Origin of the sequence: Pseudomonas chaetocerotis, from assembly GCF_015712105.2 — a bacterium.
Classification (GTDB): domain Bacteria; phylum Pseudomonadota; class Gammaproteobacteria; order Pseudomonadales; family Pseudomonadaceae; genus Aquipseudomonas; species Aquipseudomonas chaetocerotis.
This window is the reverse complement of sequence record NZ_JACFYX020000010.1, coordinates 135552-160986: the sequence shown is the minus strand read 5'-3', so window position 1 is coordinate 160986 and position 25435 is coordinate 135552. Positions and strand designations below refer to the sequence as shown.

The following is a 25435-nucleotide window of genomic DNA, read 5'->3' as shown; positions in this document are numbered from 1 at the left end:
TCAGACCATTTGCGGCTGGCACAAGCGAACATACGGAAACGACAAAGCCCCGAACCTTATTGCGGTTCGAGGCTTTGGTTTGGATATGAAGGGAAAGATGGAGATTTGAACCCGTTTCGACGGCTGCCCGTTACTGCCCTGCTCTGCCCAACGCTAGCAAAATCAAGGCTTTCGCCTCATGCCTGCTGCCCATTGCGGCACTCTGTCGCCCGTTGATTTCGACACTTTTTCGACTCAACGCCTAGACAGGTCTGACTTCTGGGGCTAGCTTTTGGCCATCAGTCGATGGGTCAGCATAGCAGCACGTTTAGATGGCTAACTGTACCGCAGGCTTTCAGCCCGCCTGAGGTGACACTTATCAGGGCTGATTATCTTAGAGGGAAGTGAGATGTCATCAACTGGCGAGAAACCTGGAATCGGTATTTACATTTGTAGAAAATGCGGTCAATCCGTTTACCTTAACGACAGCAGTGACCGGCTCCCTCCATGCCCTAAGTGCCAAGGGACTGAGTACCGGCCGTAATCACTTCACTCATTGGTAGAATAAAAAAAGCTGCCAGTGAGTGATTCTTTGTTTCTTACAGATAAACATAAAATTTCTCTGCTCTAAGAATTATTATATTTTTAGCTTATGGAAAAACCAATGGATGCTTTTAAGGATAGAATAATTCAAGAGTGGGGCGGAGTGAATTTTTCCTTCTTTAACGAATCCATTTGGAGCTCTTCTCTACAGCAAAAAGACCTAGCCAGAGTTAGAGGCTTCTTAATTAATTCTGGCATTTCTAATGTCGATATTTCTTTGGTAATACCCCCCGATAGCTCTACCTCTCGCCAAAGATGGTCGAAGTATTACGATCCATCTGGTCAGTGCGTAAGCTCTTTGGTAGAGGAGCCAATCCCAGGAGGAAGCAATAATATAAAGTTCACTTTTTGCTATAGCAGTGTTGAAGACAGGCAGGATGGGCAGACCCAAGAGCTTCATACGGTAAACATTCTTCGCCTTATTTTTGGTGTGCCAATTGCGAGGGAGCTTCTTTTAACTAGAAGCTTTTCCAATAACACCTGCCAGCCTATCTCTCACTCTGAAAAGGGGTTTGCTTCCTATTTTGATACGCAGAATTTGAATTTTTTTAACGATCCTGACATAGAGAAAGCCAGAATTAGGCAGTTACCCCCTGAGTCCACCATTCTCTTGGATAAGGCGTTTTCTCAAATATTCCCTATTGAACGATTCGTTCTCATGTGGTCAGCCTTTGAGGCTGTAATATCTTCCCTACCAATTCCAGGCAATAACGGGGATAAGCGCAAAAAATATTTTAACAATGAGCTAGGGTCGCAGATAATCAACAATGAAGTTTTTAGACTGCATAGAATAAGATGCGACATATTCAAGGAGGGTAAATTTTCAGGTGATCAGATTGAAAAAGACTGCTGGTCTCTCTACGCAGCATTGCAACTAGCAATTCTAGAGGATTCTGAGCAGCGCCAAGCTTTTACACGTGGTTATGAAAAAGCTTTGTCTAGTGATGATTAATTTCTGTTTTCAAGCCCAATATGTGACTTGCAATTCCTTCGCTCAATGCTTCCTTCTTTTCCTCCGCAGAAATCCTTCAGCTTTCTTTCTTCCTTAATTACAGTTACTCGCAACTTTTCTTTGGGTTGTTCTTGAGGCACTGTCCTTGGAGCTTCCCGAGAGCTGAGCACGTTGTCAGCTCCTCTCGGGGTGTAGTTCTGATCGTTGAACACGGTCTGTTTGACTGCAGGACTATTTGATCCAGTGGTCTGCTCACGTTGCTCCTGAGACATTGCGTCTCGCCTTGCCTGCTGCTCCACGATCTTGTCCCAGTCGTTCCTGGGCGTTGGCTCTGATCGGGTGATTTCGGCAACCGGGGTGGGTTTCGGTTGCTGACTGTTCGCAGCCAGATTCTTTACGGTGTTCTCCATAAACGCTTGGCCGGCCAGAGTAAGTACACCAAGGGTAACGGCAGTGCCTATCACGCCTGCCAGTACGACCTTAAGATTGCTGCCTTTGCTTGGGCGGCTGGTTAGCCATTCTGGGGCATCGTCTCTGTCTGCCTTCATCCTTGAACTCCTTCCTTACCAGTCCCTTTCCCGCATGCCCATGATGCACTCCTGCACGTCCTCGTCGATGACGTTGCCGGGCTTGATGCACTCTTTCATGGTCTTGCGTGTTCCGCGATTAGCTTCCCGCTCGGCCTTGGCCTGACGCTCGAGGTTATTGCGTGCAGCTCGGCCCATCGCGGTGTCATTGCCCGACAGGCTCTGCATGATGCTTTTGCTGACGTATTCACCTGCCGCGTTTGTGGCGGGCTTGATCGCGTCGATTGCTTTGGACAGGGCTGTCTGATCGTCTGCGTTGGCTGCAAGGCTGACGATGGCCAGTGCCAATATGGCTGTTCTCTTCATTCTTTACCCACCTCCCTTCGGGCATACCAGCGCCTAGCTACTTCCTGGGTGATCGCTATCCCGCGTTCTGATCGGTCAAGTTTCGATTGGCCTCGTCGTACTCGGGGCTTGTCTGGCCGCTTTCGGGGGCTACGTTGCCACTGGCCAGCCACAAAGCATATGAAGGATAGAGTCGTGTGAGCGCCTCTACCTCCTGAGTGCTAATCCTCGTCCGCTTGTCGTAGCGGACAGTCCTCCACCGCGTCCCGCTGATTTCGGTCTTCTTCACCAGCTCGTCTAGGCCTGCCTTATCTACAAGTGCTCTAACGCGGTCGTCTATTGATTCCATAATGATCTAGTAATCTACGAATGTAATATACAAATAGCGCCCACTGTCGTTGTATATTACGACTGTAGGTTACGTCAGGTATCCGCTGCATGGTGACCAAGACGTAGCGCAACAAAGACCAACATAGTGCAACAAAGGCCACTCTGATGGAAGGAATCCCCCTGACGCTGAAAGACCTTGTGAGCCCGCCCCCGCTGATGCCGTGGCGCGAGTTCGCAAACTGGATTCGCATGAGTGAAGACCACGACACCGTTCGCGGCTGGATGCGCAACGGCTACCTGCCCCACCTCAAGGTAGGCCGCCACGTAATGGTCAACGTCGCCCTGCTGACCAAGAAGCTTATGGAAGAGGAGTGGGTTGAATGATCCGCCAATCCTCCAGCCTCCCAGGTGAGGGCATGACCTATGAGCCTCTCCCGCTACCTGCACCAACCGCACGCCGACAACTGCGACTGCTCTGTCTGCTGGCTAAACCGCAACTGGATACCGCCCAAGGCGCCTACCTACCCATACACACAATGCACCGACTGCCGCCCCGCGCAATGGTCCGTGGTCAATGGTCTCAACCACGTTACGCAGGCCTATACCTGCGAGAGACACAAGCCCGGCAACCGTCCGCCGCAGTACTGGCACGTTGTGAGCGACACCGGCAAACCAACGCCCTTCGTGCCCCTGCGCGAACCGTTCGAACTGGTGGGGTGATCGCATGATCGTTCTCGATACGCCTTCTGTCGTCATGCTCGGCCTGCTGCTCATTAACTGCATCGGCGTCGCCTACTGGTTTGGCCGCATGGATGGTGCCCGCACCGCCCGCCCTGCAGACCCGCGCCTGGCCAACACCCAGGCAGAAACACGCGGCTTCTTCAAAGGCCTGCCCGCCGCGCTCGTTGCTATGTCGGTCAAGGGCCGCGCCCCCGGCTTGTCCGAACACGCTCCACCGTTCGGCCAAACGGAGGCACGGGCGGAGCGAACCCTTGAACGCCCACCACCCTGAATAGCCTCCGCTCGTGAGTGTGGGGCAGCTCCACCGCCCCGCGCTCCCGAGCCCTCGGCGGCAAGAGTGGGATGACAAGGGCAAAGCCCTTGGTGTTGAACAACTAACCCGCTGCACCAGCGGCGCTAACTGAAAACCTCAGCAAGTCGAGAACCCCACCCGGGCAAAAACGAGAAGTTTGCCCGTGTGGACCCGCTCGGCCTGCTGAAAGGCAAACCCGCGCAATACCGCGCAACCAAGCGAGGAAACACAACATGGCACGCACCACTATGGAACTGGCATTCATCAGCGCTGAGCGCGTGAAGTTCGACAACGTGGATCTGGTGAAGCTGTACCTGGGCGACGAACCGGACGGCGAAAAGGACCTGGGCGTCTCCCTGCTCTCGATGCAGGTAGCCGAAATCGCCCTGGACGAAGTGTGGGCCGCCTGCAAAGGCCTCGATGTGCTGGAGACCGTCCGCGTCACCGTAGAGATTGATCGCGGCTCCAAGAACGCGGGCAAGTTCATCGTCCTGCACGTCGAGTCGGCCAAGCCTGCCCGTGGCACTGGCGCTGCTGACACTGCCACCGAAGCCCGCAAGCTCGCCGCCCAACAACAGCCCAAGCCGACCGGCACTCAGCCGGACGCGGCCAAGGCCTGACGGGAGGGCGCCGCCGTGCTGATCGTTGATCGCGTGCTGTGTGACTGCTGCGGGCAGCCCATGGGCCAGCTCTACAACCAGTCCGCCCCCCAGCCCGACCTGCTGCCCGATCTGAACAAGGCGCCCGACCTCGTCATCTGCCCCGACTGCATCGCCATGGCTGAGGTCATCCGTGACCCCAGCCTGGCCGAGTAAGGGGGCGCCATGAATTTCATTGTGTGCGACGGCGTATGGGAGAGCGCAGGCCAGACCCCGGTTTGTGTCGGCACCCTCTCCACCGTCGCGCTCAGTGAGATAAGCCCGACCGGGCTAACCGCTGAAGACCATGCACAGATCCGCGAGCACGCCCTGGTGCTGTTCGCCATCGTCTTCGGCGCTCTCGTGCTGAAAAAGGCACTCAACCTGTAGGAGACACACCCATGCAAAACCTGAAAGTCCTGCGCCGCTCGCTCGGTGCCACCGCCGCTGTTGGCCTGCTGGCCATGCAGCAAGCCCACGCCGCCCTCCCGGCCGGCGTGACCACTGCCCTCACTGATGCGCAGGTCGATGGCGTCGAGGTCGCGGGCATCGTCCTGGGCGTGATCATCGCGATTGCCGCCTTCAAGTTCATCCGCCGCGCGCTGTAAGGCCGGCTGCAACCAACCAGCCCGGTAACTCGTTATCGGGCTTTTTCACATCAGGATTTCAACCATGAACCTAGACGCCAACATGCTGACCACGATCATCATCGTCATGGCGTTCTGGGCTCTGTTCTTTGGGCGGGTTTGAGATGCGCCAGGGTCGGTCGTTTATTGCGCTGTTTCTGCTGGTTGTTTTGGCGGGGTCTTACTCAGGGCTATCACGGGCTGAGGGTTATTATTGGTCATCTTCAAATGCTCCCGTTCCATTTGCTAACAAGTCTTATGACTCTCCTTCTGCCGGTTGTTCTGAAATCGCTTCAGCTCGCCCAGGTGGTCCTTACGGCACTCTTCTAACCTTTCTTTCAGAAACAAGCGTTCGTTGCCGCCTCACAAAAGATGGTTATCCCAACGGTGTAGCCGATTATTCTTTTCGCCTGAATGGTGATTCTTGCCCTGCTGGTTACTCTGTAAACAAAACAGACTACAACAAGCCTGTTTGTATTCCTCCTGAACAGCCTGATAATCAATGTCAGGCTAAGGCCGGCCAAAGTACCACCTGGTCCATGCTTCGCCCCGACCTCAATGGCCTCGGTCCTATCGAATATGGCTGCGAGGCCGGTTGCCGTATCGCCCTTGGCAGTGGCTCTGAGTGCGTTCCCGTCTCCGAAGGCGCCACCACAGGGGTTTGCTACGGTGTAGGCACCTTCACCGGCGCTGAGTGCCAGCCCGGCGACAACCCTACCGGTGGCACCCCGCCGCCCGATCCTACCGACCCCACGGACCCCACCGACCCGCCGCCAGATTGCGGCCCTGGCCACTCATGGTCCGGCACGACCTGCGTGCCTGATGAACCTGAGGAATGCGACCCCAGCACCGGCGAAGTCTGCCCGCCCGATGATGGTGACGGTGAAGACGGCGATGGTGAGGACGGCGACGGGGATGGGGACGGCGAAGGTGACGGGGATGGCGAGGGAGACGGCGATGGGGATGGCGAATGCGATCCCGCCACCGATCCGAACCAATGCAAGGGCACGGACGGCGGCGACTGCGACCCCAAAACCGATCCCAACCAGTGCAAAGGCGATGATGAGCCTGAGTGCGACCCCAAAACCGACCCGAACAAATGCGTAAAGCCCAGCGTCGAGGGCGAAGCCTGCGACACCGAGCTGAAGTGTGAAGGCGACGTCATCCAGTGCGCCATTCTGCGCGCTAACAAGAACCAGATTTGCCAATGGCAGTACGACGATAAGGTTCGCAGCGACATCGCCACCGAACTGGCTGGTGAGGACTACCAGCTAGAAGAGAAGTCCATCGCTGTCAGCAGCCTGTTCACCGAAGCCGTGAACAAAGGCCGTTGGCTGCCGCAGTCGTGCCCTTCCCCACAGAGCTTCACCGTCATGGGTCGCAGCTACTCGTTTAGCTGGGAACCCGCCTGCCGTTTCGCCCAAGCCATCGGCCCGCTGATTGTGGCCCTGGCTTCGATCTTCTTTGCAGTCTCCATCGGACGCGGAATCAAGGGGTCTTGATATGCCACTACTACCACTGCTTGCCACCTTCCTCGGCTCCATCGTTTCCGGGCTGGTCTTCCGGGCGCTGGCTTCCCTGGGCTTTGCTTACGTTGCCTATGTCGGTATCGGCCAACTGATCGACACCGTCGACGGCTATATCAAGGGTCTGTTCGGCGCCATCCCGCCACCGGTCGCGGCCATCCTCGGCATGGCCAAGGTCGATGTGGCCATCAACATCATCATCGCCGCCGTCATCGCCCGCCTGATGCTGGCTGGGATGGACCGCATTACCGGCACCATCACCGGCCTTGCCCTGCTCAACAAGGCAGGTGGCTGATGTTCGTCCTGCGCACGGGTCTGCAGGGCAACGGCAAGACCTTGAACACCATCAAGGAAGTAGACGCCAAAGCCGCGAAAGAAGGCCGCCCGGTCTACTACCACAACATCCGTGGCTTCGATCCCAATGCCGAAGTGCTCGAGGCCGTTTGGCAAGAATTCGACGAGCCGCAGAAATGGCACGAGCTGCCGCAGAACGCCATGATCGTCATCGACGAAGCGCAGACCTTCTTCCGTGTGCGTCCTGCCGGCTCTGCCGTCCCCGCCTACGCCAGCGCCCTGGAAACCATGCGCCATCGCGGCCATGAACTGCACTGCATCACCCAAAACCCCGGCCTGATCGACACCCACTTCCGCAAGCTCTGCAACTCGCATATCCACTACGTGCGAGGCCACAAGGGCAAGGTCATCAAGCGCTGGGAATTCGAGCGCGTGAACATGGACGTCGAGAAGAAAAACGACTTCAGCGACGGCCAGGCCACGCGGGTGCTACTCGATAAGAAGTACTTCGGCGTGTACCAGTCCGTCGCCGAAGGCTCTGAGCATCACATGAAGTTCAAGCCGCCTCGGGCGCTGTTCGTCTTTATCGCCTGCATCATCGGCATCGGCTATTTCGGCTACGGCATCTATGAACGGCGCATCGCCCCGCCCAAGCCCCAGGCCGAAGCCGTCGAACAGGCGCGCGCCATGTCACCGACCGGCGAACCCGTGGCGCAACAGCCAGCAGCGAACAATGCCGCGCCACTGTCGCCTGAAGAGTACGTCGCACTGCGAGTCCCACGCCTGCCCGATGTACCCAGCTCAGCGCCGATCTATGACGAAATCACCCGGCCCGTCACCTATCCGCGCTTGTCCTGCATGTACTCCACTGATCAGCAGATGGTGGCCAGGAATCACAAGCGCCTCGTCCTGGGCTACCGCGACGGCAAGGTGTATGGCTGTCGCTGCAACACACAGCAAGGCACTAGAGCGGTGGTGTCCTTTGAGGCCTGCATGGCCTACGTCGAAGAAGGCGCGTTCGATCCTGCGAAGCCTGATCGCCTGCCCGATCCGAACGGCCAGATTGCTCAAGCTCAGCCTGAACAACAAACACCGCAACGCCTGCCCCCTCGGCCTGCTCCCTCTGCAGCATCCAAAGCGCCTGTAGGAGCCGCCTGGCCGTCGCTGAGCGGTTATCAGGGTGCCCTGTGAGCGAACACCAGCGGAACGCCAGGCGCGGCGGCGTGGTTGCGTGCGAGGCACGAGCGCGCGTGTGCGCCGCCGCGCGGGCGCTGACGTCCCTGTAGCACGTCAGATAAACCGATTTCGAAATGGCAAGTAATGGCCAGTAAGGAAACCAAAGCATGAAGATCAAAGATTTTGCCCGTCTAGACCTCAACGGTGAGCACAACAGCCTTGGACGAATTTTCGTTGATCCTGGTACTGCTGAAATCGTCGATCTGTCGAAGGCCAAAATCCTGGCCTGCAGCGTCGATACAGTCCGCCAGCTCTATCGCGGACTGATCCGCCCGGAAATCATGAGCCTGTTCGAGAAGCCGGGGACCATCGTCGATTTCGCTGGCCAGCGTTGGCACTCGGGTCGTGTCAGCAAGGACTCTGGCTATCAGTACAAGCTGCAGAACGCAGACCTTGGCATCATCCTGCTGGTCAAAAACTTCAACGCCAAAATCGAGAACATCGGTCCCCACCTGAAAATAGAGGTGTCTCCGCATGCCATCGATCAGTTCTGCCCCGAGCGCCTGCAAGAGCGCTTGGACTACTACGCCAGCCACGTGCTGACCAACATTGAGCGCAACCAGTGCGCCGTTCACCTCGCGCTTGACCTGCAGGGATGGCAACCGCCCGCCGATCTGGTCGCCCGTATGCACTGCCGCGCACGTGCTGCTCGTGACATTTCCGGCATCAAGGAAATCCAGTGGACGCTGGAGTCTGCCACTTACGGCAAAGGTCAGTCCTACCTGTTCGGCTCCGCCGGTGGCGTCCAGCTCGGTATCTACAACAAGACCGAACAGGCCCGGTCCATCGACAAGCTCGACTACTGGGAAAACGTCTGGAAGCGTCGCGACAGCTTCGACGAAGGCGATCCGGATAACTACAACCCAGAGCAAGACGTGTGGCGTGTCGAACTGCGTTACCACCATTCGGTGATCCAGCAATTCGCGTCCGGTTCGTTCGACCTGCACAGCGGCGAAACCATCGAAACCAACAGCTACGCCGCCTTCGCTCCGCACCTAGACGGCCTGTGGCGCTATGGCCTGCGTCAATTCAAGTTGCTGGCTCGTCCTGGCTACTTTGAGCCCATCTGGACGCTGATCCGTGACGACGTGCGCGTCGATCTGCCGGTGGATTCCCTGGTGGATGACACCGAGTACAAGCGCCAATACAAAACCTCGCGGGGCTTCTCCGGCAAGAACGTCGAGCTATTCCTGGGAAACTTCGTCAGCCTGCTGGCACGGGAGCGAGTGGGCGCTAGAAAGGCTTTCTATCGGCTCAAGGATTGGGAGTGCTGGCCGGTGATCCGCGATCACTATGCCGCTAAGGGCATGGATGAAGACGGGCTGTATAAGCACATCAAAGGCATTCTTGAGGAACGGCATGTGCGTTGGGGGCGTGCTGTCTGATGAGCGTTTTTCAACTACCGTGCGGGCGCTGGAAAGCTGACATTGAGCCAATCAAAGGGAAGCGTTTCCGCAAGATTTTCAAGACCAAGGGCGAAGCTCTGCGCTTCGAGGCGACCTGCAGGGCAAAGGTCATCAATGCACCTGATTGGTCACCCAAGCCAAAGGACCGTCGCAAGCTCTCTGAGCTGATCGACCGTTGGGCAGCCCTGCATGCTCACACCCTGAGTGACGGCGAAGCACGTCGGCGCCTGCTTGACGCTTTGGCCAAAGAGCTGGGCGACCCGGTCGCCATCAAGATGACCGGCAACGAGTACGCCGAACATCGAACCCAGGCGATCAAGGCCGGTGCCAACCTCAAGACGCTGAACAATCGCCTGGGCTACCTGCGCTCGGTGTTCAACGTGCTCTATCAGCTCGGCGAAATCGACTACGCCAATCCGCTGGCACGCGTGCGCCCTCTCCGCCTGCAAGAAAAGGAACTGACCTATCTGACAGATGACCAGATAGAGACACTGTTCACCACCATTCACGGCTATTGCCGGACGCCTCATGTCGCCATGGTCGCGGCCATTTGTCTGGCTACTGGTGCCCGTTGGGGTGAGGCTCAGGCCCTGACGCCCGACCGGGTACGCAACCAGCTGGTTACATTCGTTAACACCAAAGGCAAGCGCGTCCGCTCGATCCCCATCGCCCTGGAGCTGGAACAGCAGATACACCGGCACTTCAAGCAGCATGGCCTGTTCAGCAACTGCCTGAACAGCTTCGACAAGGCCTTGGGTGAGTCTCGTTTGCCAGTACCTGCCGGCCAGTCATCACACGTGCTACGGCACACCTTCGCCAGTCATTTCGTCATGAACGGCGGCAACATTCTGACCCTACAGAAAATCCTAGGTCATACCACTTTGGCGATGACCATGCGCTATGCGCACCTTTCTCCCGACCATCTTAAGGATGCTGTTTCGCTAGGCCCCAAGTCGTTCTTGAGCCATCTGAACATTTCTAAAGACCAAATGACTTCTTGAGGACGTCCAGAGCTATATCCGGCCCAACACGCCCGATGACTCTTTTCAGAGCCATCAATGTTGAACCATCGTCTTCCCTGTATGGCAGGTAGAGCGTCTCTCCGGTTTTGTACTCGAAATGCTGCTCTAAATGAGCGAGAAGGTAACTGGCTTCCTCCGCCGACTTGCCGAGCATATTTAGCTGAACGTAATCAGAAACCGCATTGCTACTGATTAGCGAGGCATTCGCTTCGCTTGCTCTATGCTCGTCGCCTTGCCACCAGACGGTTACGACACCATCCTGCTCGCTTGGCAGTATCAGCGTTCCGTCGCGCAGATTCCTGGCGCAAGCCATTCCGTTGACAGTCTCATGTGCGAATAACGGCATGAGGTTGGCGATGAAATTAACGCACCGCCCGCTTGAGCTTTCCATAGCGCACCCTTTTCGACACTTTATCGACACTGAGCATAACGCAGATAGCAAAAGCCCCCGAAACTCTAGGAATTTCAGGGGCTTAGGCTTGAGATATGGCGGGAAGATAGGGACTTTCCGATTTAGAGCAAAAATCCCAATAAAATCAATGGTTACAGTCACTTACGGAGCCGTTTGCTACAAATTTTTGCTACAAAACCACCGAAAAACCACCTACGATCCGGGCATATTTCAGGCTCTCAGGTGGTGGCAATGGCAAGCGATAACCTAGTTCTTCGGTCAGGTTTGTGGCACGCCCGCCTGACCATTCCGGCAGACGCTCGGCCTACCCTCAATCGACGCGAGTTCACCGCCTCGCTCAAGACCGGATCGAAGACGGAAGCCCAGCGGCTCAAAATCCCCTACCTGCAACAGTGGCAATCTTTGATTGACCAAGCCCGCAGCACATCCAAACTTGATCCCGAAGATGCCCGCATTCAGGCCAAAGCTCTCGCAGAGCGTGCCCGTGAGTTTTACGCGGACGTTGCACAGGCTCACATCACCAACGGCCCTTTAAGCACGGAAAAGGCCGATGCCGTGGCCGACTTTCTTTCGTTGGGGCCAAATCACTCCCAAGAGGAATGGGAGCGGATGCTTCGACATTTCGAAGTAGATGGACGGCTCGACGCCTTCGAGTTCAACCGAGATCTTCAGTCACTTGTCCAGGGCAACATGGAGAAGCAGGCCAACACCTTGCCATTAAAGGAAGCCGACAAGGACGAGATCAAGCAGATACTCAAAGACCCCAGCCATTACCGGGCCAAGTCGCCGATAACGACTACCAGAATCAACGCTTTCAAGGTTCACCAGGAGCAGGTAAAGGGGATCGTTCAGAAGACCGTAGACACCCAGGTCGCCCGGCTCGAAAACCTCAAAAATTGGCTTGAAACCAACCGCCGCGACCTCACCCACGAGAGCATCACGGCTTACATGGATACGCTCAGCGTCAGCGAGAAAACCAAGAAGCAGTTTCTCTTTGCCGGTTCCAGTTTTTGGAAATGGGCACTCCGCTACGATGAAAATTTCAAAAAACTTCACCGCGACCAGCAGTCGCCCTTTCAAAACCACGACTTCCCCACCAACCGCAGCAAGAGAGCCGCAACCTCGACCGAACGCAAGGCATTCGCCCCCGAAGACGTGGCGAAGCTCTACGATGCAGCCAAGAACCAAAAGAACCGCGAAACCCTTTCCGATCTCATTCTATTGGGAGCCTACACCGGGGCCAGGATCGAAGAATTATGTCGTTTGAAGACTAGCGACATAGTGAAAGAGGAAGGCATTCAATGCTTTTCTATCAAAGACGCGAAGACGGCAGCCGGTGAGCGGAATATTCCGATCCACTCAAAACTACAACCAGTAGTAGATCGCTTGGTTAAAAACTCGGAAGACGGCTATCTAATCAAATCTACATCGGGGAATAAGTATGGAAATCGGTCGGATGCACTTAGCAAACAGTTCGGAAGGCTTAAAACCGACGCAGGATATAATTCGCAGTTCGTCTTTCACAGTTTCCGCAAGACTGTCATCACTCAACTACAACGGTCAGACGTACCCGGAGTATTGATTGCCGCTATCGTTGGACACGAAACGGGAACCATCACTTTTGACGTGTATAGTGCAGGCCCAAGCCCCAAGCAAAAACGGGATGCAATATCACGATTAAAATACCCAATCAAACAGGAAGTCTACAAGGCCGCTTTTTAGTGGCCTTTTTTGTGCCAACTTGAAAGCACAATAATATATGGTAACTTGTAATTAGCTAAAACTACGAAGTTTTATCAACCCGTTGATGAAATTCTCACACTTTCCTGCGGAAAGACGCTTCGCTTGAGAGTATTTCACGGGTTCCTTGCCGGAAGGGCAGAAGCAAAAAAAACAAAAGACAACAACCTATGAGGACTGAATGAATGAACTAAAAAATACCACTATGCTGTGGAAACGAATGAACTACTCCGCCCAGAATGGCAGAGTAAAAAAGACCGCTGGATTATCTCAATTGAAAAGTTCACTTAATCACAGCCTTCGCACTGTGATAAAGAAAGAACTCGAATTCAATCAAGACCTATCTCATCGAAACTTTATTATCCACAACAACAAGATGATTAGACTTGACAGTCTAACACTTGAAGACAGACAGAGCCTTGTCAATGAAATAATGTCATCGGTTCAGGGTGATATAGGAACACATGAAGACCTATCAAAACTCAAAGACGACCGCTCAAAATACGCCTACAAGCTCAAAAAGCTGCTATCCAAGGCGGATGAACCGGAAGCCCTTAAAACGCTTATAACGGGCGTTCTGGAAGCCCAAGACAGCACGCTATCCCTTTCCCTAGTGGATCAAGTCGATTCGATAGGCGTTAAGCGTGCAAACGACAAAAAGAAGGCCATAGGCACCTATATAGAACTACACAACGAGATTATTGCGGCGGGCAATAACTCATTACACAAGAGCAAAACCGTAGTTCAGGAGTGCTTTTTTAAATTCCCCACAAGAAACAATATCAACGAAGTCAAGCCAGTTGACTACCTCCGTATAATTCACGACTTCCACAAAAAGCACTTGCCTGAATACGAGATAAAAACCTGCGTATTTCACGGTGATGAAGTATTAAGCAAAGACCAGATAAATAACGGCGTGCATCCTCATATCTTTATATCTGGAAAGAACTCAAAAACTGGTCAATATGATTTAGTGCAAGCCCAACTTGATTTAGTCAATAGATACCTTAAAAGCAAGGGCGAGACTGAGATAAAAAACAATTCTTTCAAGGCATCACAAAAAATAGGCGAGACCTATCAACGCCTTGTTTATGAGTATGTGAACAAGCGATTAAAAGAGTTTGGTTATAACATTGAGGCATCTGTTCATGAGAAGACAAAGGAGCACAAAGAAAAGCTCAAAGCAATAGCAAGGGATGCCCACAAGGCCAAAATAATGAGAGGCTTTAATCTACTATCTCAAACTCAATCAGCTATTACTAATGCTAATAAAGAGATGCAAGAAATAAAGCCCATACTTGAAGAAAAAAGAATAGACAACAAACTACTTCAAGAGCAAAACGAGAGCATTAAAACTGAAATTAATGCCAATGCCAAGACACTGAAAAAACAGGCTAAACAAATTGAGGGCGGAACCGAAAAACTAAAAATCCTTGATGATAGATACAGAAAAACACTAAACAACTACGAAAAACTTGAGGACGCAATAAAAAAGAGCAACGAGACATACCAAGCAATTCAAGATGTTGATGTGGCTATTGATGCCATTGCTTTTCTTAACAGCGAACGCAGAGATATAAGGCTGGCATTTAATACCTACAAAGAAAAGAATATGGAGGCATTAAAGAAGATGACAAGGAAGGAAAGAATTGACTTTCTTGAAGCAAGTTCGGAGCGTTTAAAGCGTGAGCATTTAAGCGATTTAGTATCTACAAACTTAAGTCTTGGAGAGAAAACAAGTCTAATTATTCACGACGCTACGCAAGCAGTAAAATCGACAGTCAACACAGTCAGAAGAAGAATGTCCGGGCCTTAATTTGACTTTAAGGATTGAAATGGTACAACTTAAATAAGTGAAGCCCAAACGCATTACACATTTGGGCCTCGAAGTTGATACAAAGGTTTTGACGAGCCAATCAACTTGTAATTAAGTTATAGCATATAAATTACCTAATTCAAGTCTCTTCTCGCAAAAATCCTACTAAATAATATCAACTTCTTTGAAATCAAGGTGGGATAGTGTCGCGGGGATTTCAAAACTTTAAGCTGCTACCGTGAACCTGACAAAGCAGCATTCTTAGGAAGTGGGCCATTTTCAATGTTGGGGACATTGAATTTTATAGGTGAGTTGAATCCGTTACCATTAACAACGTGTGGCTATATCGCAGTGATATAGAGAAATATAAAAAGAATGGCTGGTGAGGTGAGAAGTTAGGACTCGTTAAGGAGTACACCTCAAAGTTTTTGGTCTTACTACTGAAAAACTGCCAATTGCAGGGGGATTAGAAATAATCACCGAGATACCCAAGAAAATGCAACTGCCAAAACTTAGGCGAAGTCTTTTAAGACCTTCCTATAGGGAAGTTATGCCTTCAGGCAGGGGGTTAAAGGGGGAGCCAGGAATCCCCCCCAAAAAATCATTCTTTACTTGGCCGCCTGTGAAAAACACCCTTTTGTTTCAAAACCTCATCTAAACGCTGCTGGGCATAGTCTGCTTTTGCCCGTTCTTGTCTTTGAATACCATTAGGGTCATATCGTCCGCTTTCATCATAATTAGCCGGATTCTCCTCTGGAAAATCCTCGAAATAATCAGACCACTCGCCCATTTTGGATCTCCTTTTTAACGGACTACCGAACAAAAAATACTGGCAGATTTTTCAAAAATCACAAAGGTGAAAAACGCTAAATTTCACCCCAAAAAACCAAAAATTCAAAAAGTTAGCAGCTTAACATTTAGCCAAATCTTTCAAAATTACCGCCCTATTTTTTCAAAATTTTATATCAATAAAGCGATATTTCCATTTTTTGATATGCCAAATTTTGGCTTAAAATCAACGAAAAACCTTGTCAATAGGTAAACGAAAATATTTTTTACCATTCAACTCTAAATGCTAAATAGAGTCCGACGCTAAATTTTCAAAATCCGATTTTTTACCCGGCCGTTTCGCGTTTTCCGAACGAGTCGAAAAGCGTTAGGGTTCGACCCTAATTTTCTTTTTACGCTCTTTTAAGCGTAGCGACCACCAGCCTATGGCGAGCCACTGCACGCCTCTATAATTGACTACTTCCTTCCCATTAGCACCCAGTGAGCGAGGTGAGGCTCCAATTTCCTCATGTACTCACTAATAATTTCTTCAACTTGGTACTCACCCCCAGCATTAGCAAATTGCTTTTCAATGCTTTTCGCTGTGGCTTCCAATACGGCTTCAAAATGTTCCTCTTGTTGTTTTTTTATCGCTGGGCCTATTACGTCACCCATAACTTTTTTCTGGATTTCCCCATCGTATCGCTCGTACTCATATATGGCTTTAATTTCATCCCTGCTGAACTGGAAATCAAAGCCTATATCACAGACTCTTCCTTCCGTTGGGTCTATTGCATACCCGACCTTGAAATCTTCACCGTGATAGTTTTCGGAAAGATTTAGGACTATTCGAAGCATTCCGAAATACTCCAAGTACCCCTGTATAGTCTTTTCCTTCTGGTTACCTACTGCAACGATGCAATGGAGTGGCACCCCCAGCGGCCTGTTTCTTACAACATCATCGCTATAGTAGTAGCCAAAGCAGGGCTCACCATCACCCAGCAGATACGCAGACGCCTGCTCACATTGTTTTGGGTCGATTCCGTTATCACTAAGCAACGCCAAAGCGGTTTTAACCCAAGAACGCCCTACGTCTTTCCCTCCCCATTGGACTTCAAAATGCATCGCTCCCTCTGGGTAGGTAACTGACTCGACCGCTTGATTCAAAATTGATTCAACATCAATTTTTACGTGCTTATGCTTTCTTTTTAATCCAGTCAAAATCTGGCGAGCTTGCTCTATGTTTTTTGCCGACACCTGTATATTGAGACCGCTGTCAATTTCTTTGACATCTATTGTTGGGCTATAAAACTCAAGCGTTCCCTTGCCATAAATCAGTTTCTCGCCTGCAGTGGTTTCAATAAGCTCTCTTTTATTTTCTCCTCTGTCTCTAACCACTCTAAAGAAAAGGGAAAGCGTGTTCATTTGCTCCGACAATGCAGCATCCCAAGTTTCGCCCGCTTCTGAGTTGCAATCGACGCAAATAAACCCTCTTGTCTTTTTAATCCCCCCGATTGAATTGGGGATAATGTGCTCCCGCGAATCATTAGAGCTTGAAATTGGTTCGTCACATAGAAAGCAAGTAGCCATATTCACCCCTCCCTGAATTCAGATCAGCATAGCCGGCGGCTAGGACGCATTTCCAGAGCATAATTTTAAGACTCCGGCCTCCAAAGGCACGGGTAGCAAGTCCCCGCACCTTTGGTTACCTCGATCAAAAAAACGAGCGTAGAAGCCCCTAGACGCCCTTTGGCAGCGTTTCAGGACAGAGGGACAGAGGGACAGAGGGACAGAGGGACAGAGGGACAGAGGGACAGAGGAGTGAATCAGGAGCAGAACGCTCCGAGAAGACAAAGAAAAACGGCGATTCATAGGTCAGGTCTGTGCTACAAAAAACGCTACAAACCGTTGCTACAAATCGCCGCTTCGTCATCCTGATAAACTCTTGATTTATAAGGACTTTTTCGATATGGCGGGAAGATAGGGATTTGAACCCTAGGTGCCATTGCTGACACAACGGATTTCGAATCCGTCCCGTTCGACCACTCCGGCATCTTCCCAAGCGGCGCGCATGATAACAGCTGAATGCGCTTTGGCGAAGCTTATTTTGAAAAATTTTCGTGTTCTATCAGGCGCTTGTGAAAAAGCCGGGGGCTGCCCGGCCTTCTCTCACAAGGCTCAAGCGGTCAGGCGGGTCAGCGCTTCACGGTACTTGTCGGCGGTTTTCTGCGCGACGTCTGCCGGCACGGCCGGGGCCGGGGCTTGCTTGTTCCAGCCGGTGGATTCCAGCCAGTCGCGCACGAACTGCTTGTCGAAGCTCGGCGGGTTGCTGCCTTCGGCATAGCTGTCGGCCGGCCAGAAGCGGCTGGAGTCCGGGGTCAGCACTTCGTCCATCAGGGTCAGGGTGCCGTCTTCGTCCAGACCGAATTCGAACTTGGTATCGGCGATGATGATGCCGCGGGTAGCGGCGTACTCGACAGCCGTGGTGTAGAGCTTGATCGCGGTGTCACGCACCTGGGCAGCCAGTTCGGCACCGATGATCGCTTCACACTGCGCGAAGCTGATGTTCTCGTCATGATCGCCCACGGCGGCCTTGGTCGAGGGGGTGAAGATCGGTTGCGGCAGCTTGGCCGCTTCCTTCAGGCCAGCCGGCAGGGCAATGCCGCAGACGGTGCCGCTCTTCTGGTATTCCTTCCAGCCGGAGCCGACGATGTAGCCGCGCACGATGGCTTCCACGGCGACCGGCTTGAGGCGCTTGGCGACGACCGCACGGCCTTCGACCAGTGGCAGCTCGGCGGCAGGCACGACGTCTTCGACCTTGTCACCGGTGAAGTGGTTGGGCACCACGCCAGCCAGCTTGTCGAACCAGAAGTTGGAGATGGCGGTGAGGATCTTGCCCTTCTCCGGAATAGGTTGTTCGAGGATGACGTCGAATGCCGACAGACGATCGGTGGCCACCATCAGCATGCGCTTGTCGTCGATTTCGTAGAGGTCGCGGACCTTGCCCGAGTAGATCTTCTTCAGGCTCAGGGTGGTGGGTGTGCTCATGTCGGCATTTCCGTTTCTGGCAAACGGGTATGCCGCGAGAGGCATCCCGAATGATGAAAGCCTTCGCGGCATACCCTCCCTCATCCGGCGCTTCGCGCCACCTTCTCCCGGAGGGAGAAGGACTGAAGGAAGACGTCGCTGCGCGACTTTCACACTAACAAGGCGAAACCTTTGCGGGTTTCGCCCATCGATTGACGGCTGGAGTACGCTGCTGGCCATTTTTCAACGGCCTGCTGGCACTGATCAGCCGAGATTATCCTGGATCAGGCTCAGCACGCGGCGCGATACCTCAGCCGGAGCAATGGTGTTGAGGTCTTTTTCCACGGTGACCTGGACGCCATCGCCAACCGGCGTCAGGCGCACCTGGTAGCGCTCGGCGCGGGCTTCGATCTCTTCCTTGCTCGGCGCGCTGCCGAACATGCGACCGAAGAAGCCCGGCTTCTCCTCGTTGACCTGAGCGCCCTCGGCCATGTTGATGTAGTACAGGCCAAGGCTGCGGTTGAGGTCGTCAACGCGCACGTTGCCGAGCTCCAGCGACCGGCCGACGCCGGACCAGGCGCGGTCGAAATCGGCGCCGAGGTTGAGCACCGGGTTGCCGTTGCCGTCTTCGCTCAGGCTGACGCGGCTGGGCGCATCGTAGTCGCGCGCGGCGAGCAGCGAAACCGAACCACCCTGCTCCACGCCACGGGCCATGCTCACCAGCATTTCGTCGAGCAGTGCAGCTTCGAGGCTGGCGTTGCCGCTACGGGCAGCGAAATCGACATCGGCACTGCTGCCGGCAGGACGTTCGGCGCTGGTGACGAAGACTTCACTGGTGTTGCGCTGCACACCCGGCTCGATGCGCACGCGCACGCGGGTTTCGACGTCCGACGCCACGCCGGAAACGCGGCTGCTCAGGCTGCGCGCCATGCTCGTGGAGAGCTCATCGAAACGCTGCCAGGAGGTGATGAATTCGCCGGTTTGCGGACGCTCGCTGGCGATGCGGAAACCGTTGTCTTCGAAGAACTGACGCGCCAGCGGCCAGACTTCGGCCGGCACGCGCTGGGCCACGACCCAACGCGAATCGCCGCTGCGCTGCAGGCTGAACTCGCGCTCGTCGGCACGTACCTGCAGGCCCTGCGGGCGCGGTACTTCGAATTCGGCCGGGGTCGCGGTGCTGCTGGCTACCTGGGCAGGCACCGGCAGCAAAGGGTCGAGACGCTTGGCCTGGACATCGGCCGGCAATTGCATCGGTGCAGTCTGACGCGCTTCCAGGTAGTCGCTGCCGCGATCACGGAAGTAGCCATTTTCACCCCAGAGCCAGCCGCAACCGCTGGTGCTGGAGACGATCAGAGCAAGGGCGGAAAATCCGGCCAGTCGCTTCATGCGTAGAATCCTTGAGTTAAGCCAATACACCGCACTGGCGCATGGCCTGGCGCAGCGGTTCGTGACAGCGCGGGCTGAGCCAGGTCAGCGGCAGACGAATACCGTCGCCCATCAGACCCATTTCGTGCAGCGCCCATTTCACCGGAATCGGGTTGGATTCGAGGAACAGTGCCTTGTGCAGCGGCATCAGACGGTCGTTGATGGCGCGGGCGATGGCCGCCTCGCCACGCATGGCGGCGGCGCACAGGTCGCTCATGGCACGCGGCGCAACGTTGGCGGTGACGGAGATGTTGCCCTTGCCGCCCAGCAGCATCAGCTCGACCGCAGTGGCGTCGTCACCGGAGTAGACGAGGAAATCCTTGCCGACGCGATCCAGTACGTCCTGGGCGCGCTGCAGGTCGCCGGTGGCTTCCTTGATGCCGATGATGTTGTCGATCTTCGACAGGCGCTCGACGGTCTCCGGCAGCATGTCGCACACGGTACGGCCCGGCACGTTGTAGAGAATCTGCGGGATGGATACGGCTTCGGCGATGTGGCGGAAATGCAGGTACAGGCCTTCCTGGGTCGGCTTGTTGTAGTACGGGGTGACCAGCAGGGCAGCGTCGGCGCCGACTTCCTGAGCGGCACGGGTCAGCTCGACCGACTCACGGGTGGAGTTGCCACCGGTGCCGGCGATCACCGGGATACGGCCGGCAACCTGCTTGACCACGCGCTTGATCACTTCGATGTGCTCGGGCACTTCCAGCGTGGCGGACTCACCGGTGGTGCCGACCGCGACGATGGCATTGGTGCCCTCTTGCAGGTGGAAATCCACCAATTTGCTCAGGGCCTCCCAATCCAGACCACCCTGCGCATCCATGGGCGTGACCAGTGCCACCATACTGCCCGCAATCATGCAACCGCTCCTGCCGGAAAAATTGAGCGGTAATGGTACTGGTGCCACCAATCCGGCACAAGCAACGGACAAGGGCTTATCAGGTCGTTTGCACACTACCTGCGTTTTTCCGCGGCCTGCCAGTGGTACAGGCCGTCGTCCGATGCACAAGGCTTCGCCATTCCCCTCGGCGGTGCTTTTCGCTAACCTGCTGTCTTTGGTCTGCGGCTTCTCGTGCGTGGACCGTTCATCGCTTTAGGAAGGCTGCATGTCCACCCCCCTCGTTCGCGAACAATTCCTCGTCATCAGCGCCCTCGGCCGCGACGCCATGGCCCTGACCAACCTGCTCAGCCGCACCAGCCATGAGAACCGTTGCGCGGTGATCAGCACTCGCCTGAGCCGTCACGGTGAATTCAGCGCCCTGGTGCTGCAGGTGTCCGGTAGCTGGGACGCACTGGCGCGCCTGGAGTCGAGCCTGCCGCTGCTGGCCAAGAAGCATGACTTCACTGTGGACCTGGCGCGCAGCGCCGCCGCCGAAGTGCGCCCGCAGGCACTGCCTTATGTGGCCTACGTCAGCGCCGTGTATCGCCCGGACATTCTCAACGAGCTGTGCCAGTTCTTCATCGACCACCGCGTCGAGCTGGAAGCCCTGACCTGCGACACCTACCAGGCGCCGCAGACCGGCGGCACCATGCTCAACGCTACCCTGACCGTGACGCTGCCGGCCGGCACGCAGATCAGTTGGCTGCGCGATCAGTTCCTCGATTTTGCCGATGCACTGAATCTGGATGCCTTGATCGAACCCTGGCGTCCACAGAATCCCTGATAGCCGCATGCAAGGAGTTTCCATGCCCGTTGAACTCGACAAAGCCGTTGCCGACTTCCAGGCCGAGGCCACCAGTGGCCAGCAGGTAAAGCTGTCCGCTCTCAAGGGCCAGCAGGTCGTGCTGTATTTTTACCCGAAGGACGCGACCCCGGGCTGCACTACCGAGGGCATGGACTTCAGTGCTCGCTTCGAGCAGTTCAAGGCGGCCAATACGCTGATCTTCGGCGTGTCGATGGATAGCCTGAAGAAGCACGAAAGCTTCAAGAGCAAGCAGGCGTTTCCCTTCGAGCTGATCAGCGACGAAGAGCACCAACTGTGCGACCTGTTCGGCGTCTATCAGTTGAAGAAGAACTACGGCAAGGAATACATGGGCATCGTGCGCAGCACCTTCCTGATCGATAAGGACGGCGTGTTGCGTGAAGAGTGGCGCAACGTCAAGGTCGCCGGCCATGTCGACAAGGTGCTGGCAGCCGCCGAAACGCTGCATAAGGGCTAAACGGCGCCCCCTGCAGCATCGTTGTCAAAGCCTCGTTGTCCTGAAAAAGGCCGCATTTGCGGCCTTTTTCATTGGGCTTGGGTAACAGGTCTTTTGCGTACTTCGCGGCTGAAGCCGCTCGCACAGGCCCGATCAGGCTTGCGCGGACGCCGGCTCGATACGCGGCCAGGCGTTGATCACGGCCTTGAACAGGGTCGCCAGCGGAATGGCGAAGAACACACCCCAGAAGCCCCAGAGCCCGCCGAACAGCAGCACCGCGCAGATGATCGCCACCGGATGCAGGTTGACCGCCTCGGAGAACAGCAGCGGTACCAGCACGTTACCGTCGAGCGCCTGGATGATGCCGTAGACCACCATCAGGTAGAGGAACTGATCACTCCAGCCCCACTGGAACAACCCGATCAGCGCCACCGGCACGGTGACCACCACCGCGCCGATATAAGGCACCACTACCGACAGGCCGACCAGCAGGGCCAACAGGGCCGCGTAGTTGAGGCCCAGGTAGGCGAAGGCGATGTAGGTGACCACGCCGCAGATGATGATCTCGATGAACTTGCCACGGATGTAGTTGGCGATCTGCTGATTCATCTCCTGCGCGACCTGGGTAATCAGCGCACGCTCGCGCGGCAGGTAGCTGCGGAACCACTGGCCGATCTGCTCGCGGTCCTTGAGGAAGAAGAACACCAGGATCGGCACCAGCACCAGGTAGATCATCACGCTGACCAGCATAGGCAGGCTGGACAGGGAGAACGACAGTGCCCATTGGCCGAACTTGCCGGCCTCACCGCGCATGCTGTCGATCAGTTGCACGATCTGCGCATCGCTGATCAGGTTCGGATAACGCTCCGGCAGCAAGAGGAACACCGACTGCCACTCGGCCGCCATGCGCGGCAGCTCATTGAACAGCGTGCTCAGCTGCTGCCAGAGCAGCGGCATCAACACCAGCATGAACACAGTCAGGCCGCCCATGAACAAGGCGAACACCAGCCAGACCGCCAGCACCTGCGGTACCTTCAGGCGCTCCAGGCCGTTGACCAGCCCCTGCATGAGAAAGGCCAGCACCAGGCCGGTCAGCACCGGCGCGAGCATGCCGCCGAGCGTCAGTACCACGGCAAAGCCCAGCACCAGGAGCACTGCCAGCACTACAGCCTGTTCATCGGAGAAGTAGCGATGCAGCCAGTCGCGAATAACCTTGACCATCAATGATCCTTAATCTGCAAAAAAAGAGGCGCGTCCGTAATGCCGATCAAAAACAGCTTTTCGTAGGAGCCAGCCCTGGGGCGCTGCGCCTGCATATTCGCTGCATCGACGCTCAACTGGGCGACATTGGGCGCGTCCGTTATCTTTCTGGCCCGTCATGACGAGCCATGGCTCAGGCCTTACGCAACCAGTAACGATAAATACCCGAGTCGACCTCTTCATGCAGCAGCGCATGGCCGGCCAGGCTGGCGAAGGCGCGAAAGTCGCGCTGCGAACCGGCGTCGGTAGCGCTGACCTTGAGCACGGCGCCGCTGGCCAGGCGATTGAGCTCAAGCTTGGCTTTGAGCAAGGGCAACGGGCAGTTCAGCCCGCAGGCGTCGAGTTCGGCATCGAAAGCCGGTACGTCTGTCATCATCTACTCCTGATAGGTCGGCTAGGATACCCAAGCCGCCGCAGCCCTGGCCAGCGCAGTAGCTGGCCGGCTACAGTAACCCCTTTGCCGCCCAAGAGCCCTGAGTGCATGACTTTTCTGCGCCCCACCCTGCTGACGCTGTCCTGCCTGTTCGCCGCCCACACGGGTGCCAGTGATCTGCCGTCGCTAGGCGACGCCAGCTCCTCGATCGTCTCGCCACAACAAGAACACCAGCTCGGCCGTGCCTGGCTCGGCCTGCTGCGTGGCCAGGTCTCGCAACTGGACGACCCGCAGTTGAAGGATTTCGTCGAGACCAGCGTCTATCGCCTGTCGGAAACCAGCCAGTTGCAGGACCGCCGTCTCGAGTTCGTCCTGCTCAACAGCCCGCAGCTCAACGCCTTCGCCGCCCCCGGTGGGATCGTAGGCGTCAACGGTGGTCTGTTCCTCTACGCTCAGACCGAAGCCGAGTACGCCTCGGTCATGGCGCACGAACTGGCGCACTTGTCGCAGCGCCACTTCGCCCGTGGCGTCGAGGCCCAGCAACGCATGCAGTTGCCGCTGATGGCGGCGATGCTCGCCGGCATTGTCGCCGCAGCGGCAGGTGCTGGCGATGCTGGCATCGCGGCGATCATGTCGACCCAGGCGGCGGCCATTCAGGAACAGCGGCGTTTCTCGAGGCAGAACGAGCAGGAGGCCGACCGCATCGGCCTGGTCAACCTGGAAAAAGCCGGTTACGACCCACGCGCCATGCCGCTGATGTTCGAACGGCTGATGCGCCAGTACCGCTACGACGCCAAACCGCCGGAATTTCTGCTGACTCACCCGGTGTCGGAATCACGTATCGCCGACACCCGCAACCGCGCCGAGCAATACCCGGCCAAGGGCCGCGAAGACAGCTTGCGCTACCAGTTGATGCGCGCCCGCGTGCAGTTGACCTACGAAGAGACGCCGGGCGTCGCGGCCAAGCGCTTTCGCGCCATGCTCGACGAGAACCCAGGTCTAGATGCCGCCCGCTATGGCCTGGTACTGGCGCAGATGAAAACCGGCCAACTCGTCGAGGCCGGTGAGACCCTGGCGCCGCTGCTGGGCAAGACCCCGGACGATATCACCTACAACCTGGCGCAGATCGAGCTGGATATGGCAGCCAATCGCCTGGATGCAGCCGAGCGCAGACAGAAACGCATGCTCAGCCTCTACCCGAGCAACTATCCGCTGCAGCAGACGCGCATCGATCTGCTGCTCAAGCAGCAGCGCGTCGCCGATGCCGAACGCGCGCTGGACGACCTGCTCAAGACCCGCGCCAAGGACCCGGACGTGTGGTATCAGGTCGCCGAGGTTCGCGGCCTGAGCGGCAACACTATCGGCCTGCACCAGGCGCGCGCGGAGTTCTTCGCCCTGGTCGGCGACTACAACCAGGCCATCGAACAGCTGGACTTCGCCAAGCGCCGCGCCAGCAACAACTTCCAGCTGGCCTCGCGCATCGATGCCCGTCAGCGCGAACTCTCCGAAGAGAAACGCCTGGTGGAACAGATGCTGCGCTGATCGGGAACACGGCGGTGCGCATGGCGCACCATCACGTTGAGGTCTGGTGAGCACGGCGCACCCTACCCGTTTCGTAGGGTGCGCTGCGCGCACCGATTAGCGATGTGGTAGCCCGGATGTAATCCGGGGCAAGAGCGGAAGAATCCACGGATTGCATTCGGGCTACGAAAACCTCGTGAATACCGCTCGACAAAAAGAAAGAGCCCCGCACGTGGCGGTAATGCTGTTCACTTAAGAAATGGTCGGACGCGATCAGTCCCCTCGCCCCTTTGGGGAGAGGGTTAGGGAGAGGGGAAAACTGGCAGTTTTGCGGCGTTTTCAGCCCTCTCCCCCAGCCCCTCTCCCATAAATGGGAGAGGGGAGTCAATCGCGTGCAACCTTATGTGAACAGCATTACGCACTTGGCGGGGCTCTTTTAT

30 protein-coding genes and 1 tRNA gene are annotated in these 25435 nt (G+C 55.5%); 19 read left to right on the top strand and 12 right to left on the bottom strand.

What is annotated here, in order from left to right; translation table 11 throughout:
- Positions 1 to 388: 388 nt before the first annotated feature.
- On the top strand, positions 389 to 523 hold the full coding sequence (locus H3221_RS25910) for a zinc ribbon-containing protein (protein ID WP_196475220.1): 135 nt from the start codon (positions 389 to 391) through the stop codon (positions 521 to 523).
- A 120-nt stretch (positions 524 to 643) separates the two neighbouring features.
- Positions 644 to 1534 carry a hypothetical protein gene (locus tag H3221_RS18585; RefSeq protein WP_196475221.1) on the top strand — a complete coding sequence of 297 codons (891 nt, stop codon included), beginning with the start codon at positions 644 to 646 and terminating at the stop codon, positions 1532 to 1534.
- On the opposite strand, the gene H3221_RS18580 is transcribed toward H3221_RS18585, so the two are convergent.
- From H3221_RS18580 to H3221_RS18570, 3 genes are read right to left on the bottom strand one after another with little or no spacing between them, the layout of a single operon-like run.
- On the bottom strand, positions 1531 to 2082 hold the full coding sequence (locus H3221_RS18580; protein WP_196475310.1) for a hypothetical protein: 552 nt from the start codon (positions 2080 to 2082) through the stop codon (positions 1531 to 1533). The genes H3221_RS18585 and H3221_RS18580 overlap by 4 nt on opposite strands.
- Before the next feature lie 15 nt (positions 2083 to 2097).
- The gene (locus H3221_RS18575) at positions 2098 to 2427 is read right to left on the bottom strand and encodes a hypothetical protein (RefSeq protein ID WP_196475222.1); all 330 of its coding nucleotides are present in this window, start codon (positions 2425 to 2427) and stop codon (positions 2098 to 2100) included.
- Positions 2428 to 2482: 55 nt separating this feature from the next.
- Complete coding sequence (locus H3221_RS18570; protein ID WP_017364005.1) at positions 2483 to 2755, bottom strand: hypothetical protein; 273 nt, start codon at positions 2753 to 2755, stop codon at positions 2483 to 2485.
- A gap of 146 nt (positions 2756 to 2901) precedes the next feature.
- On the opposite strand from H3221_RS18570, the gene H3221_RS18565 reads away from it, so the two are divergent.
- The 12 genes from H3221_RS18565 to H3221_RS18510 all read left to right on the top strand — a co-directional run bounded on the left by H3221_RS18565 (position 2902) and on the right by H3221_RS18510 (position 10496).
- Entirely contained in the window at positions 2902 to 3120 is a 219-nt protein-coding gene (locus tag H3221_RS18565) for a MerR family transcriptional regulator (protein WP_047589676.1), read from the top strand.
- A 39-nt stretch (positions 3121 to 3159) separates the two neighbouring features.
- Positions 3160 to 3456: a lysogeny maintenance protein PflM gene (gene pflM / locus H3221_RS18560; protein ID WP_196475223.1), complete on the top strand. Its 297-nt coding sequence runs from the start codon at positions 3160 to 3162 to the stop codon at positions 3454 to 3456.
- A gap of 4 nt (positions 3457 to 3460) precedes the next feature.
- Positions 3461 to 3748, top strand: coding sequence for a hypothetical protein (locus H3221_RS18555; RefSeq protein ID WP_196475311.1), 288 nt, complete (start codon positions 3461 to 3463; stop codon positions 3746 to 3748).
- 254 nt (positions 3749 to 4002) lie between these two features.
- Complete coding sequence (locus H3221_RS18550) at positions 4003 to 4389, top strand: hypothetical protein (RefSeq protein WP_196475224.1); 387 nt, start codon at positions 4003 to 4005, stop codon at positions 4387 to 4389.
- Positions 4390 to 4404: 15 nt separating this feature from the next.
- The gene (locus H3221_RS18545) at positions 4405 to 4584 is read left to right on the top strand and encodes a hypothetical protein (protein ID WP_074678296.1); all 180 of its coding nucleotides are present in this window, start codon (positions 4405 to 4407) and stop codon (positions 4582 to 4584) included.
- Positions 4585 to 4593: 9 nt separating this feature from the next.
- Positions 4594 to 4797 (top strand): hypothetical protein, encoded by a 204-nt coding sequence (locus H3221_RS18540; RefSeq protein ID WP_012018527.1) that lies wholly within the window; start codon positions 4594 to 4596, stop codon positions 4795 to 4797.
- 11 nt (positions 4798 to 4808) lie between these two features.
- Positions 4809 to 5015 (top strand): major capsid protein, encoded by a 207-nt coding sequence (locus H3221_RS18535; protein WP_017676838.1) that lies wholly within the window; start codon positions 4809 to 4811, stop codon positions 5013 to 5015.
- 833 nt (positions 5016 to 5848) lie between these two features.
- Complete coding sequence (locus tag H3221_RS18530; protein ID WP_224490675.1) at positions 5849 to 6535, top strand: virulence factor TspB C-terminal domain-related protein; 687 nt, start codon at positions 5849 to 5851, stop codon at positions 6533 to 6535.
- Between the two features lies 1 nt (position 6536).
- On the top strand, positions 6537 to 6854 hold the full coding sequence (locus H3221_RS18525) for a DUF2523 domain-containing protein (RefSeq protein ID WP_059391976.1): 318 nt from the start codon (positions 6537 to 6539) through the stop codon (positions 6852 to 6854).
- On the top strand, positions 6854 to 8044 hold the full coding sequence (locus H3221_RS18520; RefSeq protein WP_196475226.1) for a zonular occludens toxin domain-containing protein: 1191 nt from the start codon (positions 6854 to 6856) through the stop codon (positions 8042 to 8044). The genes H3221_RS18525 and H3221_RS18520 overlap by 1 nt, the downstream gene beginning before the upstream one ends.
- Before the next feature lie 152 nt (positions 8045 to 8196).
- On the top strand, positions 8197 to 9474 hold the full coding sequence (locus tag H3221_RS18515; RefSeq protein ID WP_196475227.1) for a hypothetical protein: 1278 nt from the start codon (positions 8197 to 8199) through the stop codon (positions 9472 to 9474).
- Positions 9474 to 10496, top strand: a complete 1023-nt coding sequence (locus H3221_RS18510; protein WP_196475228.1) for a phage integrase — start codon at positions 9474 to 9476, stop codon at positions 10494 to 10496. Before H3221_RS18515 ends, H3221_RS18510 begins: the two co-directional genes overlap by 1 nt.
- Here H3221_RS18510 and H3221_RS18505 read toward each other — a convergent pair.
- Positions 10474 to 10908: a hypothetical protein gene (locus tag H3221_RS18505; protein WP_196475229.1), complete on the bottom strand. Its 435-nt coding sequence runs from the start codon at positions 10906 to 10908 to the stop codon at positions 10474 to 10476. The genes H3221_RS18510 and H3221_RS18505 overlap by 23 nt on opposite strands.
- 252 nt (positions 10909 to 11160) lie before the next feature.
- On the opposite strand from H3221_RS18505, the gene H3221_RS18500 reads away from it, so the two are divergent.
- Both H3221_RS18500 and H3221_RS18495 read left to right on the top strand, forming a co-directional pair.
- Entirely contained in the window at positions 11161 to 12651 is a 1491-nt protein-coding gene (locus H3221_RS18500; protein WP_196475230.1) for a tyrosine-type recombinase/integrase, read from the top strand.
- Between the two features lie 199 nt (positions 12652 to 12850).
- Positions 12851 to 14485, top strand: a complete 1635-nt coding sequence (locus H3221_RS18495) for a coiled-coil domain-containing protein (protein WP_196475231.1) — start codon at positions 12851 to 12853, stop codon at positions 14483 to 14485.
- Between the two features lie 601 nt (positions 14486 to 15086).
- Here H3221_RS18495 and H3221_RS18490 read toward each other — a convergent pair.
- The 6 genes from H3221_RS18490 to dapA form a co-directional block, all read right to left on the bottom strand.
- The gene (locus H3221_RS18490) at positions 15087 to 15275 is read right to left on the bottom strand and encodes a hypothetical protein (protein ID WP_075116997.1); all 189 of its coding nucleotides are present in this window, start codon (positions 15273 to 15275) and stop codon (positions 15087 to 15089) included.
- Positions 15276 to 15730: 455 nt separating this feature from the next.
- On the bottom strand, positions 15731 to 16843 hold the full coding sequence (locus H3221_RS18485; RefSeq protein WP_196475232.1) for an HNH endonuclease: 1113 nt from the start codon (positions 16841 to 16843) through the stop codon (positions 15731 to 15733).
- Positions 16844 to 17223: 380 nt separating this feature from the next.
- Positions 17224 to 17313: transfer RNA gene (locus H3221_RS18480), tRNA-Ser, on the bottom strand.
- Positions 17314 to 17431: 118 nt separating this feature from the next.
- Positions 17432 to 18346 (bottom strand): phosphoribosylaminoimidazolesuccinocarboxamide synthase, encoded by a 915-nt coding sequence (locus tag H3221_RS18475; protein ID WP_397428089.1) that lies wholly within the window; start codon positions 18344 to 18346, stop codon positions 17432 to 17434.
- Positions 18347 to 18544: 198 nt separating this feature from the next.
- Positions 18545 to 19666 carry an outer membrane protein assembly factor BamC gene (gene bamC, locus H3221_RS18470; RefSeq protein WP_196475233.1) on the bottom strand — a complete coding sequence of 374 codons (1122 nt, stop codon included), beginning with the start codon at positions 19664 to 19666 and terminating at the stop codon, positions 18545 to 18547.
- A 16-nt stretch (positions 19667 to 19682) separates the two neighbouring features.
- On the bottom strand, positions 19683 to 20561 hold the full coding sequence (gene dapA / locus H3221_RS18465; protein WP_196475234.1) for a 4-hydroxy-tetrahydrodipicolinate synthase: 879 nt from the start codon (positions 20559 to 20561) through the stop codon (positions 19683 to 19685).
- 247 nt (positions 20562 to 20808) lie between these two features.
- Between dapA and H3221_RS18460 the strand changes: the two genes are divergently transcribed.
- Positions 20809 to 21366, top strand: a complete 558-nt coding sequence (locus H3221_RS18460) for a glycine cleavage system protein R (protein ID WP_074681417.1) — start codon at positions 20809 to 20811, stop codon at positions 21364 to 21366.
- 22 nt (positions 21367 to 21388) lie between these two features.
- A complete protein-coding gene (locus H3221_RS18455) occupies positions 21389 to 21862 on the top strand; it encodes a peroxiredoxin (protein ID WP_196475235.1) in 474 nt (157 codons plus the stop codon).
- 132 nt (positions 21863 to 21994) lie between these two features.
- Here the strand turns inward: H3221_RS18455 and H3221_RS18450 are convergent, their stop codons facing one another.
- Both H3221_RS18450 and H3221_RS18445 read right to left on the bottom strand, forming a co-directional pair.
- On the bottom strand, positions 21995 to 23062 hold the full coding sequence (locus tag H3221_RS18450; RefSeq protein WP_143508541.1) for an AI-2E family transporter: 1068 nt from the start codon (positions 23060 to 23062) through the stop codon (positions 21995 to 21997).
- A 172-nt stretch (positions 23063 to 23234) separates the two neighbouring features.
- A complete protein-coding gene (locus tag H3221_RS18445) occupies positions 23235 to 23474 on the bottom strand; it encodes a sulfurtransferase TusA family protein (protein WP_160017538.1) in 240 nt (79 codons plus the stop codon).
- A 108-nt stretch (positions 23475 to 23582) separates the two neighbouring features.
- Between H3221_RS18445 and H3221_RS18440 the strand changes: the two genes are divergently transcribed.
- Positions 23583 to 25016 carry a M48 family metalloprotease gene (locus H3221_RS18440; protein WP_196475236.1) on the top strand — a complete coding sequence of 478 codons (1434 nt, stop codon included), beginning with the start codon at positions 23583 to 23585 and terminating at the stop codon, positions 25014 to 25016.
- Positions 25017 to 25435: the final 419 nt, after the last annotated feature.